Raw genomic sequence first — 15,563 nt, forward strand, 5'->3', positions numbered from 1 at the left:
AATAAGCGCCGATTTATTGAAGCTGCCTTCTCGCGCCCCGGTTAGGCCGACTTCGCCGATCCCGCCGATTCCGCAAGCGGCGCGCGGCGGCTGCCATACGCATGAATCAGGAAGAATCCCACCGACAGCGCCGCCACTCCGCAGGCCAGCCAGGCGGCCTTGGCCAATCCCCCTTCATCGTACAGGCTTCCCATGAAGTAAGGTCCCAGCACTCTGCCAACCGAGCCGATTCCGCCGGTCAGCCCAAGATAGAACGGAGCTCCCCGGTCGGCGTGCTCCGAGATATACGCCGGCATGGCCGGAGAAATCAGCATTTCCCCAAGCGTCGTCAGCAGCATCGCCAGCAGCATGCCGCTATAGCTCGGCAGTGCCAGAATCACAGCATAGCCGCTCAGATAGAAAAAAGCGCTCGCTGTCATTTGGGCCGCCGCTTCGGCCGCGAACCAGCGCCTGATCAGGCTCACCAGCGGCTGCGCCGCGAAGATCAGAATGCCGTTAAGCGTCCACAGGAAGCCGTAATATTTCTTCGGCAAATCTTCCGAAATAATGAACGGCGACACTCCCGTATTCCAGATGGAGTTGCCGATCAGCAGGAAATAGCGACCCGAGAGCCATGAACAGATAAATCCTGGTGTTGCCCAGCAGCTGCCAATTGGATACAGGCCGGGACTGCCCTTTCTTGGACTCAGGCGGAACGGTTCCTTGCGCGCCGCCCGGCGAACCGGAAGCCGATAAACGCCTGAATGGCAGGCATGGACAGCGAATTGAACAGACCAACGAGGCCCATTGCAATCATGAACGCCGTCCAATTGGCGCTTGCCGCAGGGAGAGCGAACAGAGCCAGCGCATTTAAGGCCAGCGCGCCGACAATCAGCTTGTTCACCCCGACCTTATGATACAGGGAGCCTCCGAGCAGCTGCCCGGCAATGCCGCCAAGCGATTGAACCAGAATGACGAGTCCGGCGTCCGTCATGCTCCGTCCGAGTTCGTCAAACACATACATCGTAACGAGCGGCCACATCAGCGCGCTGCCGGTCGCGTTAATCAAGCTTGCAATCAAAAATACTTTGACTTCTCTAGGATAGTTGTCCAAAAACCTCATCTGCCTATACATCCCCTGTAATCTATGTGTCAGTTATTACCACCCTAGTATTACGCCTAACTGACGTTTGGGGCAAGCTTATGCATTGACGCTTTAACGCAGTTCAACCTCAACTGTTGCGGAGAAAAAGGTCGCTCCCTTCCCCATATCGCTCAGCCGGTCCGGGGTAAGCACATTGCTCCGCTGCGGGCGGTCTTTTCCTTCCCACCACAGCCCCTGGCTGATGACGGTACCGGGCAGCATCCGGTCGGTTACCGCCGCCCAAATCTGTATCATGCCGCGGTCGTTGTACACTTTGACCTCATCCCCGTCGGCAATTCCCCGCTCCGCCGCATCCGCGGGATGAATTTGCAGAGTCGGCCTTTTCTCTAAGGTTTGATGCTTCCCGACATTGGAAAAGGTGGAGTTGAGGAAATTATGGTTCGGCGGCGATATGAACATAAGCGGATATTTATCCCCTTCATCCGGACGCCGGATGCCGTCAAAGCCTTCGACAAGCGGAGTATAGGTTGGCAGCGGCGGCAGTCCCGCATTTTCCATCGTCCGTGAATACAGTTCAATTTTGCCGGAAGGCGTGGGCAGGTTATCCAGATACCGTTCTTTAGGCGTCATATCCAGTTTGACATGGCGCTCGGCTTTCAGCCGCTCCAGCGTCACTCCGTTCAGATACGGATTGCGCGGGTAGTCCAGCGCCTCACGGATCATTTCCTCCTCGCTTTGCCCAAAAGCCTCCTTGTCAAAACCCATGGCCTTTCCAAGCAGGGAGAACAGCTCGACGTTGCTCTTACATTCCCCCGGGGCTGCTAGCACCGGCTCCTGAAGCTGGATATAATGATGCCAGTAAGAACTGTACAAATCGGTATTCTCAAAAGCCGACGTCGAGGGCAGCACAATATCGGCATACCTGGCTGTATCGGTTAGAAAAAGATCATGCACGACCGTGAACAGGTCCTCTCGCGCGAATCCGCGCCGCACCCGCTCCGCGTCCGGCGCGACGACGAGCGGATTGCTGCAATAGACGAACAGCGCCTTTATCGGCTGCTCCGTCATTTCCAGCGCTTCGCCGATCCGGTTCATATTTATGCTGCGCGCCCGCGGGTTCGGGCGAAGATCAGGACGCTCCAGCGCCCGGGAATTCATCGCGGCATATCCGCTGTTGCCCTTGGTCGCGCCTCCCCCCGTCTTCAACCACTGTCCGGTCAGTGCAGGCAGACAGGCGATGCTGCGCACCGCCATGCCTCCGTTGTCGTGATGCTGAAGCCCGTTGCCGATGCGGATAAAAGACACCGTCGCCTCTCCGTACAGTTTACCCAACTGTTCAATGTCTTCGGCTGGGATGCCCGTAATGGCCGCTACGGCCTCCGGCGTATACTCTTCCGCCTGCTTCCGCAGTTCTTCATGCCCCACCGTGTAAGTCTTGAGGAAACTCGCGTCCGTCATCTCGTCGCGGAATAATATATGCATGATGCCGAGCGCCAACGCCGCATCCGTCCCCGGATAGAGCGGCAGGAACCAGTCGGCCCACTGCGCCGTGCGGTTGCAGTGCACGTCGATGACAACGATCTTGGCGCCCTTCTTCCGGGCCTGCTCCGCCAGGACGACCTGATGCATGTTCGTGCTGACGATATTTCCGCCCCAGACGATGATCAGATCGGCGTTCGCGATATCCTCAGGGCTTGTCCCGCCGCTGAAGCCCATTGTATATTTCCAGCCCGCGTTTCCGGCGGCATTGCAGATTGTCTGCTCCAGACGGCTCGCTCCAAGCGCGTTAAAGAACCGGCGGTCCATGCCCTCCACACTGAGCACGCCCATATTGCCGTAGAAGCTGTACGGCAATATGCTCTCCGGGCCGTATTCCTCCGATAACTGGCGGAATTTTCCAGTTATTTCAGCAATCGCCTCATCCCAGCCGATCGGTTCGAATACGGCCTCTCCCTTGCGTCCTACCCGGCGAAGCGGAGTCGTCAGCCTTTTCGGATGATGGATACTCTCTGCTATATGCCTGACCTTGTTGCAGATGGCTCCCCTCGTAACCGGATGCTCGGGATTTCCCTCGACTTTTACAATTTTGCCGTCTTTCTTATGCACAAGAAGCCCGCAAGTGTCGGGACAATCCAGCGGGCATACCGCCGGAAATACGCCGTTCTCTAATTTTTCCATACCCGCAGCCCTCCTTATTTTCACTGCTGTTATTGTATAATCGAACGTCCCCTTGCGTAAAGGTGAATCGTGCCCGGAATAGCTGATTCGTTCCGGCAATTGCCGGGTAATAGAAAACATGAAATACTCCCTATTGATTTCGCCGTAAGCTTCGGTTTCGTTCCCCCGGACCGATAGCTGTTACGGCGAACTTTGTTTTGTCGTAATTGTCTGTCGAATACGGAAATAAAAAGGCACCGCTCCACTGGAAGACGGTACCTTTGTTTGGTTGGACATTCTTATTATTTAAAGAAGATTATTCCCGTTAACTGCGGGAATTATGCGTGTTTCTTCACACCTGCGGACGCTACACTGTCAAGCGATTGAACCGCCGCAGGGGATTTGCGCAGGTAGGCGTTCCAGTAGGCGCCCGCTACAAAGAGGGCTCCGCCTGTCAGGTTGCCGAGCCAGACCGGCACGAAATTGCCAATGTACTGTCCCCAAGAGAAATGGCCTTCGAAAATGGCCGCCGGAATAAGGAACATATTAGCGACAACGTGCTGGAATCCGATGGCGACGAAAGCCATGGTCGGGAACCAGATGCCGATAATTTTGCCGCTGAAATTGTCTGCGCCGTAGGACAGCCAGACAGCCAGCGCGACAAGCCAGTTACAACCGATACCCGAGATGAAAGCTTGCAGGAAAGTGACGTCTAGTTTATGCTCCGCCAGATCGACCAGTTTATCGAGGTAAACGCCGTCGGCGGTCAGACCGACGACATGGCCGAAGAAATATGCCACAAACAGTGCTCCCGCCAAATTGCTCAGCGTAATCAGAATCAGATTCTTAATCGTCTCTCCAAACGAAATCTTCTTGGAAAACATTGCGAGCGGTACAGCCATCATATTACCGGTCAGCAGTTCGCCCCCTGCCAGAAGCACGAGAATCAGCCCGACCGGGAACACCGCGGCCCCGATAAAGCTGGCGATGGACCCCCATTCCTTCGGCGCGCTGGCAATGACGCGAATATCAAGCAAATACCCTAGAGCGATGAACGCTCCTCCCAGAAATCCGAGGATAAGCACGGTGGCCAGAGGGTTATGAGCCTTCTTTATGCCGTTCTCCACCGTCACTTCGGCTATTTGCTGCGGTTTGTTATAAGCCATGTTACCTGTCTCCTTCTAATATTTACTTTAAATTTTTCCTTTAGGTCTCATTGTAGCGCTTCGCCCCTCACATTTACGTGATAATTATCACTTGAAGAAAACAACAAGTGAAAATTTTCACTGGTGTGTCAAAATTTAAACCGCTTCCGTAAATTGGAAGAATTATGTATACGGATACGCGTTTATTTGCTGCGAAAAATACAAAAACCGGAGCCGCTTGGGCACCGGTTTTCAAGCGATATTTTCGATAACATGTAGTTTAAATGCGGGGAATTTACCCGTTAAACTCTGACCGGCTGTTTGCTGTCCGCAGACTTCGGCAGCGCCTGAAGGCCGACGGTGTTGAGGAAATTCCAAGGCTTATTGTAATGCGGCTGGAAGAAGAAATCGATGAAGGCAAGCTGGTCGACCGTCATGCGGTTCTGAATGCAGACCGAAATCGTATTGATCGACTGGGTCAAATCCATTTTCGACATGATCTGTGCTCCCAGAATACGGCGCGTGCAGCGTTCAAAGACTACCTTGAGCTGAACCTCTTCGAAGGAAGGCATGAATTCCGGACGGTAATTGTCCTTAATCATCACCGCTTCGGCTTCGATTCCTTCATGCTTCGCGGCTGCTTCGGTCATGCCGGTTGCCGCAATGTTGTCCTCGTAAATTTTGATACCCGAAGTACCCTGAGTTCCCATATAAGGAATCGTATTATTGACCAGATTGCGGGCAACTAGTGTGCCCATGCGTACAGCATTGGTAGCCAGCGGGATATAGGCGTGTTTGCCGGTCGGGTTATAGTGAATCGCGCAGCTATCCCCGGCAGCAAAGACATCCGGAGCGCTGGTGCGCATATAATCATTCACGATAATCGCTCCGTTGCCGAGCATATCGACCTGCCCCTTCAGCAGTTCCGTGTTCGGGCGGAAACCGATGCAAAGGATGACCAGATCGGCGTTGTATTCGCCTTTATCGGTAACAATTGTCGTGACTTTGCCGTTCTCGCCTTTGAAGGAGCTTACCTTTTCGCCCAGCGCCAGTTCGATGCCGTGATCCTTTAGAGACTGTTCAATCGGATTTGTAAATTCGGCGTCGAGATATTTGCTTAGAATGCGCGTCTCCGCGTCGATCAGCGTGACCTCTTTACCGTTAAGCTGGAATGCCTCGACCAGTTCGACGCCGATATAGCCGGCTCCAACAACTGCGATATGCTTGGCGTGCTGAGCTTTTTCGATAATCGTATTGGAATGTTGGAAGTTCTTTGAGAGCACAATGTTATCAAGCTCAATTCCCTCAAGCTTCGGCATAATCGGCCAAGACCCTGTCGTTACAATCAGCTTGTCATAGGTGTCGTCGAATTCCTTGCCTGTGCTTAGGTCGCGGGCGCGCAGCGTTTTGTTCTTCGTATCAACGGAGACAACCTCATGGCGCATATTGGTCTTGACTCCAAGCTCAGCCAGCTTCTCCGGGGAAGAATAGAACAGCCCCTGCGGGTCCTTCACAACGCCTCCGACATACAGCGCAATGCCGCAGGACAGGAACGAAATGTTGTCGTTTCGCTCATACACGGTAACCTCGGCCTCCGGGTACAGCTGGGCGGTATTGACAATAGCGGCGGTTCCTGCGTGGGTACACCCGATAACAGCTACTTTCATGATTTCTTCCTCCTCCATTTTGAAAAATTCTCTTTTTTATGGAATATTAAGTGAGTGTGACTTATTTCACTTAATGCCATCATTATATTGTGATAATAATCACATTTCAATCTTTTTTCCGTTTTTTAACAAAGTGTTCACAATTTAAAATATTCAATTTCGGAAAAAGTCCGTATTAGTTTTGCCCGCTTGCCCGCACATTATGTCAGTGACAGGCTAAAGCAGCCGGTCTTTCGGTACACCGTATCTTCAAGCGATTTGCCGGCGGTAAGGAAGGAATTCAATCTTTCCGTAAAAAAACCCCCGGATTCGCTGGCGAACCCGGAGGCTGTAAATTTATTTAAAAGTTAAAAATGTTAAATTATAAAAGGCCGATCAGCGTTCCTTCCCTGTCAATCTGCACGCCCTCGGCGGCAGGCTTAGCCGGCAGTCCCGGCATCGTGACAATGCTGCCGGTAACAACAACGGCGAATCCGGCTCCCAGCGAGAGCGTTATGTCGCGAACCTGAACAGTGAAGCCCTCGGGCGCTCCAAGCAGGCGCGGCTGGTCGGAGAAGGAATAAGGCGTCTTGGCCATGCACACCTGCAGATGGCTTAAGCCGAGCCTTTCGATCAGCGCCAGACTGCGTTTGGCCGCCGGACTGAAGGCGACATCGGCGCCGTGGTATATTTCCTTGACGATTTTGCCGATCTTGGACGGGATGTCCAGTTCGTCTTTGTACAGCGGCGCATAAGCGGAAGTATCCGATCCGGACAGCAGCTTCTTGAGCGCGGTCGCCAATTCCAGACCCCCGGCGCCGCCCTCGGCCCATGCCTTGGAAATGGCGGCAGGCACATTCAGGCGCTGGCAGGCCGCCAGCACTTCCTGAATTTCCGCTTGGCTGTCGCCTTCAAAATGATTGAGGGCCACCAGCACCGGAACGCCGAATTTCCGTAAATTCTTGATATGCCGCTGCATATTGGAAAGTCCGGCGATCAGCGCGGCCCGGTTCCCGGCATACAGCTCACTCTTAGGGACACCGCCGTTATACTTCAGCGATTTCACCGTAACGACCAATACCGCCGCGGAAGGCTTAAGGCCCGACTGGCGGCATTTGATGTCCATGAATTTCTCCGCTCCAAGATCGGCGCCGAAGCCTGCTTCCGTCACGACGACTTCGCCCAGCTTCAGCGCGTAACGGGTACCGATCACACTGCTGCAGCCATGCGCGATATTGGCAAACGGTCCGCCATGCACGATTACCGGCGTTCCCTCCAGTGTCTGCACCAGATTCGGTTTAATCGCCTCTTTCAGCAGGGCGGTCATTGCGTCCACCGCTTTCAGACTGCCCGCCGTCACCGGCTGTCCTTCGCGGTCATAGCCGATCAGCATCCGGCCAAGGCGCTCCCGCAAATCAGCCAGATTATCGCACAGACACAGCACAGCCATGATTTCGGAGGCGGTGGTGATCAGAAACCCGCTCTCCCGAACCGTCCCGTTGCCGTCGCCAAGCCCTGTCACGATGCTGCGCAGACTGCGGTCGTTCATGTCCATAACCCGTTTCCATACGATCTTCTGCGGGTCCAGCCCGAGCTCATTGCCCTGGAATATATGATTGTCAATCATGGCCGACAGCAAATTATGGGCCGACGTCACCGCATGAATATCGCCCGTAAAATGCAGATTGATCTCGTCCGCCGGAACAATCTGCGCTTTTCCGCTGCCCGTAGCTCCGCCCTTCATGCCAAGACAAGGGCCAAGCGACGGTTCCCGCAGCGCAGCCACTGTCTTGACGCCTGCTCTGTTCATGGCTTGCGCCAGGCCGATCGTCGTCAGCGTCTTGCCTTCCCCCGCGGGCGTAGGGTTGATTGCGGTGACCAGCACCAGCTTGCCGTCCGGACGGCCCTTGATCTCATCCCACAGGGATGGAGCCAGCTTGGCCTTATATTTGCCGTACAACTCCAAATGATCTTCATGAATTCCCGTCTCTGCCGCAACTTCTGTAATTAACTTCATGCCAGTTACTAACCCCCTGAAACATAATATCCTAATCCTGTCCGCCAGCCATCGTATTTCATCAGCATGCCGTACATTAAGCTTCTTATTACAGGATACAAGGTCTTTGAGAAGCGTCAAGCCTTATTTTCAGGCTTTATCCCGTTCTCTAATGAACTCCATACGATGAAAAAAGCCTTCCGGAAAGGGAAGAACCATGTTCCGGAAGGCTTCGCCGCTTAACGCGCCGGTCGGCTCCGAGGCTTCATCGGCTGCACTATGCAAGGCCGCGACTGCGGCAATACGGCCGGGAGGCGGTCGCAAGGTACCCCTGCGAAATACTGGGAGAGGAAGCGTCTTATCGGCTCTCATGAGCGAAAGCGCCGCCCTTATCGTGAGCCGCATAAGGCTTCGATGCGGATGCACAATTACCGGCCGCGATGCTTGTCCTTCGCTTTCTTGCGGGCGATCTCGCGTTTGCGTTCGGCAAGCTCCTCTTTGCGGGCTTTGTTCATTCGCGATGATTCCAGCTTGCGCTTCGTAAGTTCCAGCCTGAGGGCTTCCTGGCTTAACGTGCCGCTGCCCCGGCCTCGCGATTCCCCGGCCGCTTCCCTCGCGCGCCGCTTCGGATTGCTGACGCGCAGGGCCGGCTTGGGGACGGCCACTCCGCAGGATAGACCGTCCGTTACCTCTTGAAGCCGAAAAAGGACGAATTCCCAAATTTCCTGCGCCGATGGCTCCGCGCCAAAGACGTACCGTCCGGCCTTGACGACTCCATTCTCATCGATTTCAACAATTCCGACCCAAAAAGGGTCTTCGAAAAATACCGTCAATTTCATCGGTGTTCCCCCTCTTTTCAAAAATACGAAACGAGGGACATCCCGAGGGGGAAGGTTACTGACATGGAGGTATTGGCGGCGGGCGACAGCGGATATGCATATTTCTCGCCGCATCGCTTCCATGCGTCCGGACTACCGACCGGAGCCGTGTTTTTACGTTTCCTTCCCATCTTACCTTATATTTGGCGAATTTCAACAGTGGAAAGGCGGCAGGACGGCTGTCAGCACGGAGACATACGCGGGGTCAACCCGCAGGCTTCCGCGATCAGCCGATACGACTTCAGCTTATCCGAAAAGCGGTGCATAACACTACCGATAATCACTTCCTCGCAGCCGAACCGCGCGCAGAGGTCATGCAGCTGATTTCCAATCTTTTCCGGAGAGCCGACCAGCATGGACCTGCGGTTCTCCTGGACAATATGCTTTTCGTAAGGCGTATACGGATAAGACAGTGCGTACTCCACAGAGGGGGTAGGCGCAGAGACATGCGTCTTGTCCAGCAGAACCGCCGAGAGGTCCATACTTGAGGCGAGCCGGTCCGCCTCTTCCGTCGTCTCCGCGCAGACTGCGAACACAGCGGCCATTCCTTTGGGCTTCAGCGACAGGGGGGATGGGCAGAAACGGCTGTGATAGGCCGCCATCGCCTCTTCCCCGCCGCTGAAGTTAATAAAGCGGGCGAAGGCAAATCCAGCGCCAAGCCCGGCGGCCAATAACGCGCTGTCCCTGCTTGAACCGAGCATCCAGATTTCCAGCGGTGAACTGCCGGTTGGCATAGCCTGAAGCCCCGCAAAGCGGTGATGCAGATCCGCCCCGTCATTCAGATAGGCCATCAAATCCTTGATCTGCTCGGAAAATTTGTCCGGGCCGGCCGTTCCATATTCCTGCAAGGCCCGGACGGCAAGAGCGCCTCCGCCGGCTGCCCGGCCAATCCCCAGATCAATTCTCCCGGGATATAGAGCCGCCAGCACGCGAAAATTCTCCGCAACCTTATATGCGCTGTAGTGAGGCAGCAGGATACCGCCCGAGCCGATCCGGATAGAGGAGGTAACGGCTGCCAAATGCGCGATGAGCACCTCCGGACTTGATCCGGCAAGACCGGGTGCAAAATGATGCTCGGCCACCCAGAAGCGGGAATAGCCGAGCTTTTCAGCCTCCTGAGCCAGAATGGCGGTCTGCGCAAGCGCCTCGGCTGGCGTGCTTCCCTCCGATACCGGCGACTGGTCAAGCACACTGAGCTTAATCATAGGCAGACACCCTTTCCGTGAAACAGACGACTGACTCCCATGCAAAAGGCTGCAGCCGTCTTTTCTTCAAATTCGCTCGTTTATGTATCTATAGCTTCCGGTCCATGACCTCAAAAAAACCCTCCTCGGCTAGCCGGAGAGGGTTAAACGCTTGATTCTCCTTTTTCTTAGACCCGTTCGGACAACGCCAGCTTAACAAGCATGGAGGCAAGCTTGCTGCGCTCCTCTTTGCTTCCGACCCTCCACAGCTCCAGAAGCAGCTTCTCCTCACTGTTGCGCGGTTCCTCATAGGCCGCCAGGTAGTCCGCCACCTTCTCCGCCGCCTGAGATAACTGCGCCTCGCCGAAGCCGATTTTTCTGGCCAATTGAATCCGCTTGCTTAAGTAAGTACGGAATGCGTCGAAATTGCTCAAGATTTCTTCCCTTTGTCCGGGTTCGATCCGATTGAGTGTTTCCTTCACCAGTCCGATTGCCACGCCACCGTCTTTGCTCACAACATGGTTATGCTCGGACATGTCGTTCGCCTCCTTTAGCGTTAATAGCGGTTTTACACTAATTAACCGGACCGGGTAAAGGTGAATCAAGGTCAAACCTTATTTCGATACCGGCACAGCGCTATAATATTCCTCCAGCGTAATGCCTTGTTCCGCGATAGAACGGGCGGCTTCCTTACCTACATACCGTACATGCCAAGGCTCGTACATATAACCCGTAAAGGCTTCCTTGCCTTCCGGATAACGGATGATAAAGCCATATTCCGGTGCATGCTGCGCCAGCCAGTCCGCTTCCTTCGTTCCGGCAAAACAGCTCTCCGCCGCGCATTTGCCGTCAGTGCCGGAAAGGTCGATCGCCAGGCCCGTCTGATGCTCGCTGTGTCCGGGAACGGCGCTGTAAGTTTGCGCTTTCTCCTCTCCGTCCCGCTCCGCATAGGCGTTGAACAGGCCCTGCTGCGTCTTCTCGGAGCGATAGGCGGAAACCCCCGCCAAATACACGCCGTCCTGCTTCGCACCCGCGAACATCTCCTCAAGCGCATGAGCTGCTTCCTTGCGCATCATCCGCTTTTCGATCTTTTCCTTAAATATAAAAGGAACGTCGGGATACACCAGATCGGCCGGCTTGTAGTTATCGGGCAGCCCGTACTGCTTGTTCACCATGACGCCGATGCTGTCCGGCTCCGTCGCCGCAAGCTGGGCCTCTCCCCAGCTCTGCCCCTCCGCCGGGGGGGCCGACGGGGCCGGCGACTCGCCAGCCGGCTGCGTCCCTCCGCCGCTTTGCCCCTCCGGGGGAGCGGACGGAGCGGGCGATTCACCCGGGGGCTGAGCCGCCGCACCATTAAGTGCCGGCTGATCCACAGCTGCTGCCCCGCTGCCCGTGGATCGGGCCGGCGACGTATATTTGCCTATTCCCCAGCCGACGGCGATGACGGCCAGGAACAGGAGTGGAATCCACAATTGTTTGCGCATGGTGCTTTCCTCCTTATGACCGGTATTGCTGAAGTATATCCTTATAGACAGGCCTGGGGCGGCAAATGTTGCAGCCGCCCCCAGTGCAATTCCTGCCAATCGTCGTTATTTGGGCCGCTCGTTAACGGGCCGGCACAGCCAAGCGGCCGCCCTTATCTGCCGCGGCTGCCGCCTTTGCGGCCTGCCTCACCGCTTCGCGCATTCCGTCCGCTGCCCCCCCGGCCGCCATGACCGGAGGCGGCTGTGCCGGCTCCGCCGTTCCTGCCGCCGCTGCGGGCCTGTCCGCCGCCATGCGATGGTCTGCCCTGCGACGGCCCGCCGCCAGAGGACGGCTTGCCCTGCGACGGCCCGCGTCCGCCATGCGCGGCGCGTTTGTCCGGCGCCGCGCCATCCTGGCGGCTCCGCCGTCCCCGCTCGGCGTCCCGGCTCCGGCCGCCCGCGTCCTTGCCGCGGCCGCTCGTCCGCGCGCCGCCAGCGAACGGCCCGCGCCCGGTCCGCGAGGCCTCGCGAGCTCCGCCCGCGCGGGCGCCGCCGCCCGTGCCCGTGACGAATTTGGCCTCGCCGAATTCGCCCTTCTCATAGCGGCGGCGTTCCAGCCGCTGCGAAATGCCGCGCTCGATCATCTCAAGCCCGGCGCGGTCGCGCGGAGAGGCGAAGGTGATCGCGAGCCCCTTGCCTCCCGCCCTTCCGGTCCGGCCGATACGGTGGATGTAGCTGTCCACGTCCAGCGGCATATCGTAGTTGAAGACATGGGTTACGCCTTCAACGTCCAGACCGCGGGCAGCGACGTCCGTAGCGACGAGAAGCTGAAGCTTCGCCTCCCGGAACGTCTTCATGACCGCCTCCCGCTTGTTCTGCGACAGGTCGCCGTGCAGCTCGTCGCAGTCATATCCCGCTTCCCGCAGAGCGTCGCTCAGCTTCGACACCCGGCGCTTCGTCCGGCAGAAGATAATGGCCAAATACGGCCGGTCCCATTCGATCAGCGCCTTAAGCGCCTCTTCCTTGGCACGGTCGGTACATTCGACGACCTGCTGGCGGATATTGTCCAGCGGAATCGGCGAACCGCTCTTGATCACAATGTCGATCGGCTGTTTCATATAGCTGGCCGCAAGCTGCTTGATCGGGTCCGGCATGGTCGCCGAGAACAGCATCGTCTGCCTCCGCGAAGGGATCGCCGTAATAATGCTCTCCACCTCGTCCAGAAAGCCCATATGCAGCATCTGATCCGCTTCGTCGAGCACCAGCATATTTACTCCGCCCAAAGCCAGTGTCTCGCGGCGCATATGGTCCAGCAGCCTGCCCGGCGTGCCGATAATGAGATGCCTGCCGCCTTCCAGCTTGCGCAGCTGCTTCTCCACGTCCTGTCCGCCATACACCGCAAGGATCTTGATATCGCTCTGATGCGTAAGCTTCCGCGCTTCCTCCGTAATCTGGAGCGCCAGCTCCCGTGTCGGCGCCATAATCAGAGCCTGCGGAAAGGGACGGTCCGGCCTGATTTTATCCAATATCGGCAGCAGAAAAGCCAGCGTCTTGCCCGTGCCCGTCTTTGCTCTTGCTATGACATCCAGACCCTGCACGAGCGGCGGAATCGCTTCTGCCTGTACAGGGGTAGGCTGTGCAATGCCATTCCCCTTAAGAAGCGCAGTCAGCGCCTCTGAAACTCCCAATTCTTTAAAACCCGGCAATTTCATCACCTCGTCATTTCCAAGTATTCAGCGCATGATTCGCGCCGTGTTTAGACTAAAGCGCCTTTTACTACAAGCGCATGAATTCACTCCTGAAGCACCTTCCGGCGCCCCGAGGAACCCTGTACATTAAAAGCGGAAGAACTCCGGCAGGAGTTCTTCCGTCCTTGGTTCTTTCTATTGTAACCGCAATCCCCGCCGCCTTAATCCTCCTTCTCTAAAACCGCCCCGATTTGAAAATCGAGTACAGCAGCCAGATAAACATAAACAGCGCAACAACCGAGCCGATTTCGACGGTGGGAAAATTCCACAGCACGGAAGGCTCTCGGCGCAGCGACGAACCGATAATCAGACCGACCATAATAATGCTGAAGGCCAGCAGCACAATGCTGAAGGAGAGCCGGTTGCCGATGCGGTCCAGCTTGCGCAGCAGGCTTTGCAGCTCGGGCACGCCGACCTCGACCTTCAGCTTGCCCCTGCTGATCAGCGCCGACAGCTGCCGGGCTTGTCCAGGCAGCTCTACGAGGCTTTCGGCAAGCTCCGCAACCCCGCCCCACAGCTTGCGCTGCAGCCGGCTGCTGCTGAAGCGCTGCTTCACGAGCTGCCTGCCAAAAGGCTCCGCCATTTGAATAATGCTGAAGGAAGGGTCCAGGTTGCCTACGACCCCTTCCAGAGTCAGCATCGTCTTCCCCAGCATCGCCAGATCGGGCGGAATCGCCAGACGGTGGCGCCGGGCAACCGCGAACAAATCATTCAACGCCTTCCCAATGCTGACCTGGCTGAACGGAACGTCATAGTATTCCTCTCTCAGCCGGTCCATGTCCTCATAGAGCGCGGACTGATCCGCATCCTCCGGAATGACGCCAAGGCGTAAAATTGCCCGTACCATGGCTTCCGTATTTTTGCGCATCAGGGCGATGATGAGGCTGGACAGATGGTCTCTTGTTTCCTCGCTCAGCCTGCCCACCATGCCGAAATCAATCAGCGCAAGCTTTCCGCTGTCCGTCATCATCACGTTGCCGGGATGGGGATCGGCATGAAAGAAGCCGTCGATAAAAATCTGCCTCAGCATAATATCCACCAGACGCTCCGCGGTATCCTTGAGGTTCACGCCCCTGCTCAGCAGCGCTTCCCGCCGATTCAGCGTAATCCCCTCGACAAACTCCATCGTCAGTACGCGAGAGGATGAATAGTCCCAGTAAATCGCCGGAATATAGACCGATTTGTTATCCTCAAGCTGCTGCGCGATTCTCTCCGCGCTCCTGCCCTCCTGGCTGTAGTCCAGCTCGTTCATCAGCGATCTGGAGAACTCCTCCGCCATCCGGGAGAGGCTGTACTGCCTCGCCCAACCCAGCCGCCTTTCGGCAAGCGCCGTCAGATCGCGGAGAATTTCCAGATCACGGCTCATCATGCGCATAACGCCGGGCCGTTGAATTTTGATTGCCACCGGCTCCCCGCTAAGCAGAACGCCGCGGTGAACCTGCCCGATGGAAGCGGCGGCGAGCGGCGTCTCTTCAAAAGAATCGAATATCTCGCTGAGCGGCTGGTCCAGCTCCTGTTCCAGAATATTGCGGGCCGTTTCCACCGGGAAAGGCGGCACATGATCCTGAAGCTTTACCAGTTCATTAATAATCGATTCCGGAAGCAGGTCCGAGCGTGTACTGGCAACCTGGCCGAGCTTGACAAAGGTCGGACCCAAATCCTCCAGCACCAGCCTGATCCGCTCTCCCAGCGTCCGGCTGGGATGCTGAACTTCCTGCGTTACCAGCCGGCGCGGAAGCGACAGTACGCGGTACAGCCCCAGCTCTTCCACCATAAAGCCGAAGCCATGGCGCATCAGCGCCATGGCGATGGAACGGTAACGTCCGGCATGTCTGATCCGGACCATTTTAATCTGTATGCGTATCCGGTGCTATTCCTTCCACCGGCTGCGTTCCTTCTCGGGATATGCCCTCAAGTTCAGCCAAACGCTGCTCCAGAACGGCTATCCGTCCCTCCAAAGCGGAGATGTCGCTTTTTGCCGGAACGTTCAAGTCTTTAAGCACACGCTGCACCTGCTCCTGAATCGCCGATTTAAACACGCTCCGTTCTTCTTCGCCCCGCTCGATCAGCCGATCGACGAGCGCCTTTGATTCCGAGGGAGCCACTTCCCCCCGCTTGACCAGCTCATCAACGACTTTTTCCACCTTTTCCTTGCTGACAACGGTGAGTCCCACTCCTAAAGAGATCGCTTTTTTTATCAAATCGCTCATAGTCTCTTCCTCCTTGGATTCCGTTTTGCTGAAGGCTTGGGGCAACAATTAA

12 protein-coding genes and 1 pseudogene are annotated in these 15,563 nt (G+C 56.4%); all 13 read right to left on the bottom strand.

The annotated features are described in order from the left end of the window. Positions 1-41: 41 nt before the first annotated feature. Positions 42-1,102 (bottom strand): annotated as a pseudogene (locus tag KP014_RS28525) (MFS transporter). A gap of 93 nt (positions 1,103-1,195) precedes the next feature. Further along, complete coding sequence (locus KP014_RS01260) at positions 1,196-3,262, bottom strand: molybdopterin-containing oxidoreductase family protein (protein WP_090833823.1); 2,067 nt, start codon at positions 3,260-3,262, stop codon at positions 1,196-1,198. 317 nt (positions 3,263-3,579) lie between these two features. Next, positions 3,580-4,407 (bottom strand): formate/nitrite transporter family protein, encoded by an 828-nt coding sequence (locus KP014_RS01265; protein ID WP_036595043.1) that lies wholly within the window; start codon positions 4,405-4,407, stop codon positions 3,580-3,582. A 281-nt stretch (positions 4,408-4,688) separates the two neighbouring features. After that, positions 4,689-6,053 (bottom strand): FAD-dependent oxidoreductase, encoded by a 1,365-nt coding sequence (locus KP014_RS01270; RefSeq protein ID WP_036595045.1) that lies wholly within the window; start codon positions 6,051-6,053, stop codon positions 4,689-4,691. A gap of 361 nt (positions 6,054-6,414) precedes the next feature. After that, positions 6,415-8,049 (bottom strand): formate--tetrahydrofolate ligase, encoded by a 1,635-nt coding sequence (locus KP014_RS01275; protein ID WP_036595042.1) that lies wholly within the window; start codon positions 8,047-8,049, stop codon positions 6,415-6,417. A 129-nt stretch (positions 8,050-8,178) separates the two neighbouring features. Then, the gene (locus tag KP014_RS01280; RefSeq protein WP_216700444.1) at positions 8,179-8,352 is read right to left on the bottom strand and encodes a hypothetical protein; all 174 of its coding nucleotides are present in this window, start codon (positions 8,350-8,352) and stop codon (positions 8,179-8,181) included. Between the two features lie 104 nt (positions 8,353-8,456). Then, the gene (locus tag KP014_RS01285) at positions 8,457-8,867 is read right to left on the bottom strand and encodes a YjdF family protein (RefSeq protein ID WP_036595039.1); all 411 of its coding nucleotides are present in this window, start codon (positions 8,865-8,867) and stop codon (positions 8,457-8,459) included. A gap of 221 nt (positions 8,868-9,088) precedes the next feature. After that, complete coding sequence (locus tag KP014_RS01290; protein WP_090833824.1) at positions 9,089-10,111, bottom strand: LLM class flavin-dependent oxidoreductase; 1,023 nt, start codon at positions 10,109-10,111, stop codon at positions 9,089-9,091. A 167-nt stretch (positions 10,112-10,278) separates the two neighbouring features. After that, positions 10,279-10,626, bottom strand: a complete 348-nt coding sequence (locus KP014_RS01295) for a DUF3243 domain-containing protein (RefSeq protein WP_036595875.1) — start codon at positions 10,624-10,626, stop codon at positions 10,279-10,281. Positions 10,627-10,704: 78 nt separating this feature from the next. Then, positions 10,705-11,574: a M15 family metallopeptidase gene (locus KP014_RS01300; protein ID WP_090833825.1), complete on the bottom strand. Its 870-nt coding sequence runs from the start codon at positions 11,572-11,574 to the stop codon at positions 10,705-10,707. A 152-nt stretch (positions 11,575-11,726) separates the two neighbouring features. Continuing rightward, positions 11,727-13,265, bottom strand: coding sequence for a DEAD/DEAH box helicase (locus KP014_RS01305; protein ID WP_090833826.1), 1,539 nt, complete (start codon positions 13,263-13,265; stop codon positions 11,727-11,729). A gap of 211 nt (positions 13,266-13,476) precedes the next feature. Further along, positions 13,477-15,147, bottom strand: a complete 1,671-nt coding sequence (locus KP014_RS01310) for an ABC1 kinase family protein (protein WP_036592650.1) — start codon at positions 15,145-15,147, stop codon at positions 13,477-13,479. A gap of 1 nt (position 15,148) precedes the next feature. Next, positions 15,149-15,511 carry a phasin family protein gene (locus KP014_RS01315; RefSeq protein WP_036592651.1) on the bottom strand — a complete coding sequence of 121 codons (363 nt, stop codon included), beginning with the start codon at positions 15,509-15,511 and terminating at the stop codon, positions 15,149-15,151. Between the last annotated feature and the right edge of the window lie 52 nt (positions 15,512-15,563).

This window comes from Paenibacillus sophorae, from assembly GCF_018966525.1.
Lineage (GTDB): Bacteria > Bacillota > Bacilli > Paenibacillales > Paenibacillaceae > Paenibacillus_AQ > Paenibacillus_AQ sophorae.

Coding starts and splice junctions, on each gene's coding strand:
- KP014_RS01260 (WP_090833823.1), bottom strand. CDS start 3,262: ATGGAAAAATTAGAGAACGGCGTATTTCCGGCGGTATGCCCGCTGGAT.
- KP014_RS01265 (WP_036595043.1), bottom strand. CDS start 4,407: ATGGCTTATAACAAACCGCAGCAAATAGCCGAAGTGACGGTGGAGAAC.
- KP014_RS01270 (WP_036595045.1), bottom strand. CDS start 6,053: ATGAAAGTAGCTGTTATCGGGTGTACCCACGCAGGAACCGCCGCTATT.
- KP014_RS01275 (WP_036595042.1), bottom strand. CDS start 8,049: ATGAAGTTAATTACAGAAGTTGCGGCAGAGACGGGAATTCATGAAGAT.
- KP014_RS01285 (WP_036595039.1), bottom strand. CDS start 8,867: ATGAAATTGACGGTATTTTTCGAAGACCCTTTTTGGGTCGGAATTGTT.
- KP014_RS01290 (WP_090833824.1), bottom strand. CDS start 10,111: ATGATTAAGCTCAGTGTGCTTGACCAGTCGCCGGTATCGGAGGGAAGC.
- KP014_RS01295 (WP_036595875.1), bottom strand. CDS start 10,626: ATGTCCGAGCATAACCATGTTGTGAGCAAAGACGGTGGCGTGGCAATC.
- KP014_RS01300 (WP_090833825.1), bottom strand. CDS start 11,574: ATGCGCAAACAATTGTGGATTCCACTCCTGTTCCTGGCCGTCATCGCC.
- KP014_RS01305 (WP_090833826.1), bottom strand. CDS start 13,265: ATGAAATTGCCGGGTTTTAAAGAATTGGGAGTTTCAGAGGCGCTGACT.
- KP014_RS01310 (WP_036592650.1), bottom strand. CDS start 15,147: ATGGTCCGGATCAGACATGCCGGACGTTACCGTTCCATCGCCATGGCG.
- KP014_RS01315 (WP_036592651.1), bottom strand. CDS start 15,511: ATGAGCGATTTGATAAAAAAAGCGATCTCTTTAGGAGTGGGACTCACC.